The sequence below is a fragment of the Burkholderia sp. BCC1998 genome (assembly GCF_905339875.1).
In the GTDB taxonomy this organism is placed as follows: Bacteria; Pseudomonadota; Gammaproteobacteria; order Burkholderiales; family Burkholderiaceae; genus Burkholderia.
This window is the reverse complement of sequence record NZ_CAJPHE010000052.1, coordinates 1-6,907: the sequence shown is the minus strand read 5'-3', so window position 1 is coordinate 6,907 and position 6,907 is coordinate 1. Positions and strand designations below refer to the sequence as shown.

Annotated in this window: 6 protein-coding genes and 1 pseudogene; all 7 read right to left on the bottom strand. The window is 54.2% G+C overall.

The features are described 5' to 3' along the window. Positions 1-196 precede the first annotated feature (196 nt). The 7 genes and pseudogenes from U5A56_RS36560 to U5A56_RS36535 all read right to left on the bottom strand — a co-directional run bounded on the left by U5A56_RS36560 (position 197) and on the right by U5A56_RS36535 (position 6,786). Positions 197-532: a helix-turn-helix transcriptional regulator gene (locus U5A56_RS36560; RefSeq protein ID WP_321927334.1), complete on the bottom strand. Its 336-nt coding sequence runs from the start codon at positions 530-532 to the stop codon at positions 197-199. Positions 533-641: 109 nt separating this feature from the next. Continuing rightward, a complete protein-coding gene (locus U5A56_RS36555; protein WP_321927332.1) occupies positions 642-1,715 on the bottom strand; it encodes a hypothetical protein in 1,074 nt (357 codons plus the stop codon). A 396-nt stretch (positions 1,716-2,111) separates the two neighbouring features. After that, positions 2,112-2,477: pseudogene (locus U5A56_RS37310) on the bottom strand (TniQ family protein); the annotation flags it as partial. Continuing rightward, complete coding sequence (locus tag U5A56_RS36550; protein WP_321927330.1) at positions 2,474-3,469, bottom strand: TniB family NTP-binding protein; 996 nt, start codon at positions 3,467-3,469, stop codon at positions 2,474-2,476. The pseudogene U5A56_RS37310 and the gene U5A56_RS36550, both read right to left, overlap by 4 nt. 11 nt (positions 3,470-3,480) lie before the next feature. After that, complete coding sequence (locus U5A56_RS36545; protein ID WP_321927328.1) at positions 3,481-5,460, bottom strand: transposase family protein; 1,980 nt, start codon at positions 5,458-5,460, stop codon at positions 3,481-3,483. After that, entirely contained in the window at positions 5,423-6,004 is a 582-nt protein-coding gene (locus U5A56_RS36540; RefSeq protein ID WP_321927326.1) for a TnsA endonuclease N-terminal domain-containing protein, read from the bottom strand. The genes U5A56_RS36545 and U5A56_RS36540 overlap by 38 nt, the downstream gene beginning before the upstream one ends. 371 nt (positions 6,005-6,375) lie before the next feature. Further along, positions 6,376-6,786: a helix-turn-helix transcriptional regulator gene (locus U5A56_RS36535; RefSeq protein ID WP_321927323.1), complete on the bottom strand. Its 411-nt coding sequence runs from the start codon at positions 6,784-6,786 to the stop codon at positions 6,376-6,378. Between the last annotated feature and the right edge of the window lie 121 nt (positions 6,787-6,907).

The window sequence follows — 6,907 nt, the reverse complement described above, 5'->3', positions numbered from 1 at the left end:
CGTCGATCGAAGTCGTTGCACTCTGCGTAGAACTCCTGGCCATCGTCGGCAACCAACGCAACGCTTATTAGATTGCAGTCGATGAAGTCGGTGAACTCTGTATCAACAAAGATTCGCATTGTCCCCCCTTGGTGTTGAGCGCCAGTTTCGTAACGATACTAGAATGCGCGTTTTGCGTTCGCCATGTAGGCTCGCCTTACTCTATCGGTGTGAGCGCAAGCCGTGACTCGACGATCGAGAGAAACTCAACAACCGAAAAACCGAGCCCTCTGCATAGCGCGACGACGGTGTCGAGCGTTGGCGAACGGCGACCCTGCTCCAAGAGCGAGATGTACGTCCGGTCTAGGTTTACAGCAAACGCCAGCGTTTCCTGTGTGAGATGTTGGGACGTTCGGAGCGTCCGCAGTGTGAGGCCGAATGCGACATTATGATTGCCGCGAGCTGAATAGGTGTCTGGCTTGAGACGATAAGGGGCATCGCTTTGCGAAGCACTGCTTTGCATTTTCTCAAGATCGATAGGTTTGATTTTCATTGGATTTGAAACGTTGGTCCAATTCTAACTGCACGAACCGTCGCCGGGCGAGCTCGCCCGGCGACGGTTCGTGCTTTCGCCGGTTCCTCCAGCAGCACGCGGCTACTTGTTAAGTAGCAGAGACGTCAGCTACGCGATAAAAATACTGCCGTGAGCGATCCACGGAGGGCCCCGTGATCGCGTCGACTCCCCGTTCGCTGAGGCGACGCAAAGCCGCCTTAGGAGAGACATTCCAACGTTTGGCAATATCGACCAGAGAGACGTAGGTTGATCGGAACTTCACAACGTCATCTTTAGTGACGAGATCTATCGCACGACCATTGACTCGATACACATCATGAGGCAATAGGCCAGATCGGATCAGGTGATACGCAACTTCCTCCTTTATTGAAAGCACCTGTGCGACTGCCTGGGCGCTCATCGTCGATGGTGGAAGACGCTTCGCGTCGCAGATAGCCAAGCGAACGTCGTCCTTGTGCACCAGATATGCTCCAATTCCGCGAACGCCTGCGGCCTTCCCGAACGATCGTACTGCGCCGCTAAGCAGCGACTCGATGACTCTCAAGAACACCGCGTTATCTCTACACATGTGGCGGAGCACATGCCTGAGCAGCAGAGTCTCCTCGGGCGAATGGTCGGTGCGGTCGCATGCTGGAAGATCAAGCAGGCGGCGTACTTCGTGCGCTGATATAGACCACTTGCTCCTATGATAATTTGGCGTTTCCCCAATCAAGCCGGCGTTCAGCATGATGCGAATGCGGCGACGGCTTATGCCGAGCAGTTCGCTAGTTGCGTGTAGATCGATGACATCGCGAAGAGCGGTCCTCGTCTGCGAAACACTGTTCGCGTCCGCGACAGCAAAGCGTCGTCCAATCGGACTACGAAGAATGCGAGCATTGAGTCGGCCGGTCGAAATCAGCCGCCAGATCGTGCTGCGCGAGCACCCCAATTCTCGGCGAATCTCGGATGCGGAAAGCACGGTATGCCACTCTCGCTTGCTAAATGCCCGATGCCGTCCGTCGATGGCCCCATACCAGTGGCCATCGAGATGTGCTTCGAACTCTCGCCTCATGAAATCGAATTCATTGCCTGCGAGCGTCTTGTAAAGTAAGCGATAAAGACCGGAGTATTTTCGACGGATGCTCGTTTCTGTCGTGGTCTTCTCATCGTACTTGGCCATCATCGTCCGGAAGCTATATGGCCAGTGCAGCATTAGTTGAGCACATTGACCTACATAGTCTGCGGCTGTGGTCAAATTTTGAAGCCCGGGGGTCCGGCCATGAGGATGCGTATGGAGAGCAGATATGTGCGGCGCCAATGCATGGAGCAGGCGCAAGAATTGAGTCTGCGAAAGGCGTGCAAAAGGCTGCACAAGACGGCGCGACGCTCGTTGCTCAGAACTGGCTAGCTGCCTCGAACCGTTACCGCTGCACCATTGCATTAACGTCGTATGTGTCTCCGGTGCTCGCTCCATTGTCATCTCGGCAAACCTCCGACCACACGTGCACTGTATGTATGACCCGCTCCTCCACGCCGACACCTTGCCGCATGCGTCGCACGACTCTCTCAGCATCGCGTTGTGTGCAGGGCATGCTACGAAAACGCTTAGCGACCATGCTGACCGGATGTAGTGGTCCTCGGCTAGGCATGCTGGGCACCAGCGCATACGAGTTCTATTGAGCCATGACTCCTTTTCGGGCGAAGCGGTGTCGCCCTCCCGTTTAATCCATGAAGGCCACGGCTCCGGCAGGCAATTTAGTTGTTTGGCCGAAACGAGGGTTAACTCGGTAAGGTCCTTGATAGTGACGGGATTTTTTTGAAGCAAGCTCCTGACGAAATCGAAGCTTCCCGAGTATCCATTGACGCCCAGGAGCCGGCGCAGATACTCGGTGAGGCTCTCGTCTTCGTGAGGCGGATCGCGAAGTAAGAGAGGGGCGCGGTTCATATTGGCCTCGTTTCCGATTGATGTCTCATCTTCGCTTTCACACCAATGCTCTCCGCTGCAAAAGGTTCTAGCCGTTTGTCTAAGCGACGACGGCAGAAGTCCTTGTTGAACGGATTGAGTTGACGATGGCCGGCCTCCCAAATTTGCTCCACGAAGGCTTGCTCGAGGATGGCTTCGGATATCTTTGTCGAATCAGAGCAGAATGCGAGCATCAGCGCGCGTTGAAATAGCGAGACGAGATACCCGATCCGACCATCGGTCGCGTAGTACAGCTGCTCGAGCGTTTCGTATGACGACGGTCGAAGGACGCATTGAATTGGTAACGCCTCGAACAATGTCGACACAAGAGCGGTGAATTCCTGTGTACTTGTCTCATTGTCGAGGGTCATTCTGTCCATGGGCAGGCCGGCGGAAAATCGACGTCGAAGTTGCCCGTTTGTGGCGACGAGTATCTCTGCCCGACGAATGCCGACAAGAACGACTGGCTTCGCGATTCGGTCGGCAAAATTCTTGATCCAGTCACCCACCTTGTAGATCGTGGGCGACTGCCCACGATCGTGGACATGTTGCAACTCGTCGAGTATGACCATATCGACCGCACATGCTTGAATTAGGCCGATCAGTCGTTCGGTTTTTGACGAGTTTGTTCCTTTGGATGGAGCAGGGTCTCCGATTTTGGTCAGCAGACACTCGGCAACAGAACTGATCGTAGCGAGTGCTGGGATAGAGGCGTACAGAACGGGTACGACGTCGCGGTGGGGTTCCGAGTAGCGTTGATTCTCGCCTTCAATAACTTTGCATACCGTAGTTTTTCCACAACCGGTTTCCCCGTACAAAGCCATACAATCGACTAGACCGGTTTGACGGTACAGCGTCAACGATTCCGATATGCTGCGATAAGCGTTCTCGAATTGTGGAAACATGATGGTTTCACGGCGGAACTGAGTCAACGCATCCAATTGCTTCGGAGACAACTCTGAGATTCTCTTCATTTCGTCATCCTTTAGATGATGTTCCGTTGGATCCGAGTTAACCTTGCAGCGGATTCGTAAGAATTGCTTGAAGAGTTTGTCTTGCGGGATTGCTGTTGCTGTGGGACGCTTGGTGCTGCGTTGCCAGAAGGATTCTCGTTGCTCACCCCAAGCGCCTTTGCGGCCTTTCGGCGCTGCCTGAGATGCTTTGAATTCGCAAGACCAGACAGGGCATCGGAAATCTCAAGGCGCGCTTCCATTGGGCTTTTGGCGTGTTCGCTGTTTTCCTCGCTATCGCGACGGTACTTCCTGATCAATTTATGCTGTGCCAAGCGAAGTCCATTGGCATAGTCTGCATTGACGGCTGGTACCCGAATTCTTTCTTGCCCATCGGGTGCCCAGAGCCATATAGAACTGAGGTCTTCGGGGTCGTACGCAACTCGAACGCGCACGCCTATACCGTATGTAGAGATGATCGGTAGCAGGTCGTCGCTAGCGTAGTACAGGCCATTGAGCAACACACCGTCATGGCGCAGGCTACGCCTCTTGTCGATGCCAAGATGTAAGGCGATTTCTTCGGCTGACGCAGGTAGTTTCTGAGATACACCGGCGATGCCTTCTTCCCACTTCTTGCTCGGAGTAGTTCCAATGCCGTTGTGTACGGTTTGTGCGTAGACGTCAAGAAGCCACTTCTCAAACAGATGCGTGAATTCTGAAATCGTCAGGACAGTGCAGGTAAGCGGATCGTAGTCGCCGCGAGCGGCGAAGTGTGCGAGGCTGGTCCCCGGCAATCTATGCGCGAAGGAATAATTGCAGGTCTTCAAAAAGCGTTCGATCACGCCCTTGAAGCGAGGTTGTCTCTTTGGGCAAAACAACAACTGAATTTGTAAATCGAAGCACGCGGCGGCCAGGGAGTCGCTGTGAAACTCGGGGCCGTTGTCGCACACGAGCACTTCGAACCGACCGTAGCAAAGCCAAGGGTTCTGTACAATCAAGTTTGGCACAACCGCTCTAGCCGGCTTCTTTGGAAGAAGCGCATGGCGGACGGCACGCATGACCGCTAGTGTTGATGTGTCATCAAAGCCGATGTAGTAGCCTAACGGCATTCGACTGAAGACGTCGATCAACATCGTCAAAGTTGGTCGACCGCACGGAAGACCCGTTTCTTCGTCTAAGAGAAATACGTCTAAGGGCGTATGATCGACCTCCACCCGCTCAAGGACTCGGGAAACCTGTACGCCCCGTCGAACTATTCGATAACGACGGTCGGCAGCTGGTTTACCTTCATTAAGTATAGTGATGTCATACTCGGGCACTCTGTCGAACAATCGATACAGGGTTCTCGGGTTGGGCGGCTGCAGATGCTCCTCTTCCGGGAGAAAATTATTGGCTTGGGTAATCTTGCGAGAAAGACGATCCTCGACATTCTTCATCACCAGTTGGCGGGCGGTGGTCGATTCCTCGACAATGCTTTCCATGAAGAGATCAATGACTCTCTGGTCCGTTCGCGGCTTCCGTGGACCTTTGAGATCATGTCTAGGTATTAGTTTGCGTGGATCGTTTGAAATCGCAATGGCTTTGCACCAGCGATAAACGGTTGTAGGGCTCGGAGGGCTTTTGTCGTTGAGCGCCTGGGCCACTTGCTGTATGAATGGCCTCAATGCGCCAGGCGTGTATGAGGGCCGGCCATTTGCCAAAAGGAGATCCACATATGCTTTGCGCCTGAGTGCAGCTATTTGCACTGACTTTTTAAGCTCGCAAAATGGACGCCCATATCGGGCGCGCAAAGTGCTATCGTCGGAGCGCTCGCCTGCCTCGGTGGCACGCTTGGATATGGCGACCACTCGCCCTTCCGCGTAGGCCTCCAGAATCTCCTGCTTTGTCTTACGGATTAAATCCAATGTCTCGCAATTCTCAAGCGCGATGCTTCCGTTATCGAGTGTGCGTTCGATGCGAAATGTTACGCCATCGATCTTAAAAGTCTGTCCCTTCGTCAATGAAAAACCATTCATGCTTGCTCTCCAGAGATATGTTGACGGGCGTGTCATAGCTGAGCGGGCGATCGAGGGGACACGTTGCATGCCCACGCATAAGAAGATCGACGACGGCACTCGAACCGAGAAGCGAGATAAGTTGTCCTAATGTGCTAATTTCAGAGCGAGTTATAGTCCTTAGGCTGCGGCGAATCGCATCGTAGTCGACAGCAGAGAGTGGCGCTTCATATCGCAGGCGCCGTAGGTTGGTCAATCGTGGTTGCTTGCGAATGGACTCGTCCGTTAGAACCAGAAATAACTTTCCGAGGCGATGCATATGTTCTTCTACACGATCAAATTTGTCGCGGACTGCCTGCTCAGCCAGGCGACGTGCAGGCTTGATTTCGATGAGGAAATGCCTGCCGTCGGTCAGTTCCAGTTCATAGTCGGGTGTGTAAAGGCGGGTCCGGTCACCATCAGGAAACGAGATTCGCACCGGCTGCTCGCGATAGGACGCCACGCGAGGGGACATCTCAAATAGGACGCATGCATCTGCCTCCAGCAGATGTTCGTATCCCACCATTCGGTTATTTTTTCGACTCGGGAAAAGTCCGCGCGGAATTCCACCGGACCGCGTCACGATTTTGCGGACCGGTTCGTGGCCAGCGGCCCATGGAAGCGGTATCGAGTACCTCGTTTTCACTGCTGCTCCTTTTCAGGCGTGAGCTGTCCCTCGACAACAAGAAGTTGTCGAAAATAACGTCGACAATAGGCGAACGCTATCCGCGACTCGACAGGATTTGCTCGAATCGCGCGCGGCAGCGGATTGATAGGGAAATGAAGGGCTTGACTCTGAGGGCGGAGCGGAGGAGACTCGAAATCGCCAAATCACGAATCTTCCTTAGTTCCGACCAAAGAGCGCTGCAGGCCCCTCGGGTTTGTGGCGCTTTTTCTTTACATAGCCTCTCCTCTGATCACATCGACATTGCCTGGCGCGCCAGACTTCCGGTTACGAACCAGCGCGGCATGAACGCTCGCGATAATCTCGACATCTTCGGGGCTCAGTTGTGGCAGGTCTTCCGCAATTGCCATGAACACTGCGTGTTTGCGGGGCGAAAGCTCTTCCGGCAGGCGGAAAAGCCGCTGGGACCTGCGTGCAACGTTGTTTAACTGGAGAATCCGGTCGCTGTCGAGCTCCAAGGCTCGACCTAGCATTTCCAAGAACGGCGAGCCGTCTGGCGTCCGCCGTCCCGTTTCTACTGCACTGATGTAGGTGTCGTCCACGCCCATGCGTGTCGCGAGCGCGGCCTGCGTCAGGCCGAGCTCGGTTCGACAATCTCGAACGAAGTCTCCAAGGGCGGTCATCAGATCGACTACATTCAGAAGATGGGAAAGTAACTCAGGATAACGAGCCCTTCATTCGCCAGCAATCGATAGGCATTGGCATGGGCCGTTGATGGTGAAACGGACAGAATGCGATGTTCGC

What these genes read in the sequence shown, in the direction of transcription:
- U5A56_RS36560 (WP_321927334.1), bottom strand. Translation starts at nt 532, where the DNA reads ATGAAAATCAAACCTATCGATCTTGAGAAAATGCAAAGCAGTGCTTCG.
- U5A56_RS36555 (WP_321927332.1), bottom strand. Translation starts at nt 1,715, where the DNA reads ATGATGGCCAAGTACGATGAGAAGACCACGACAGAAACGAGCATCCGT.
- U5A56_RS36550 (WP_321927330.1), bottom strand. Translation starts at nt 3,469, where the DNA reads ATGAAGAGAATCTCAGAGTTGTCTCCGAAGCAATTGGATGCGTTGACT.
- U5A56_RS36545 (WP_321927328.1), bottom strand. Translation starts at nt 5,460, where the DNA reads ATGAATGGTTTTTCATTGACGAAGGGACAGACTTTTAAGATCGATGGC.
- U5A56_RS36540 (WP_321927326.1), bottom strand. Translation starts at nt 6,004, where the DNA reads ATGGTGGGATACGAACATCTGCTGGAGGCAGATGCATGCGTCCTATTT.
- U5A56_RS36535 (WP_321927323.1), bottom strand. Translation starts at nt 6,786, where the DNA reads ATGACCGCCCTTGGAGACTTCGTTCGAGATTGTCGAACCGAGCTCGGC.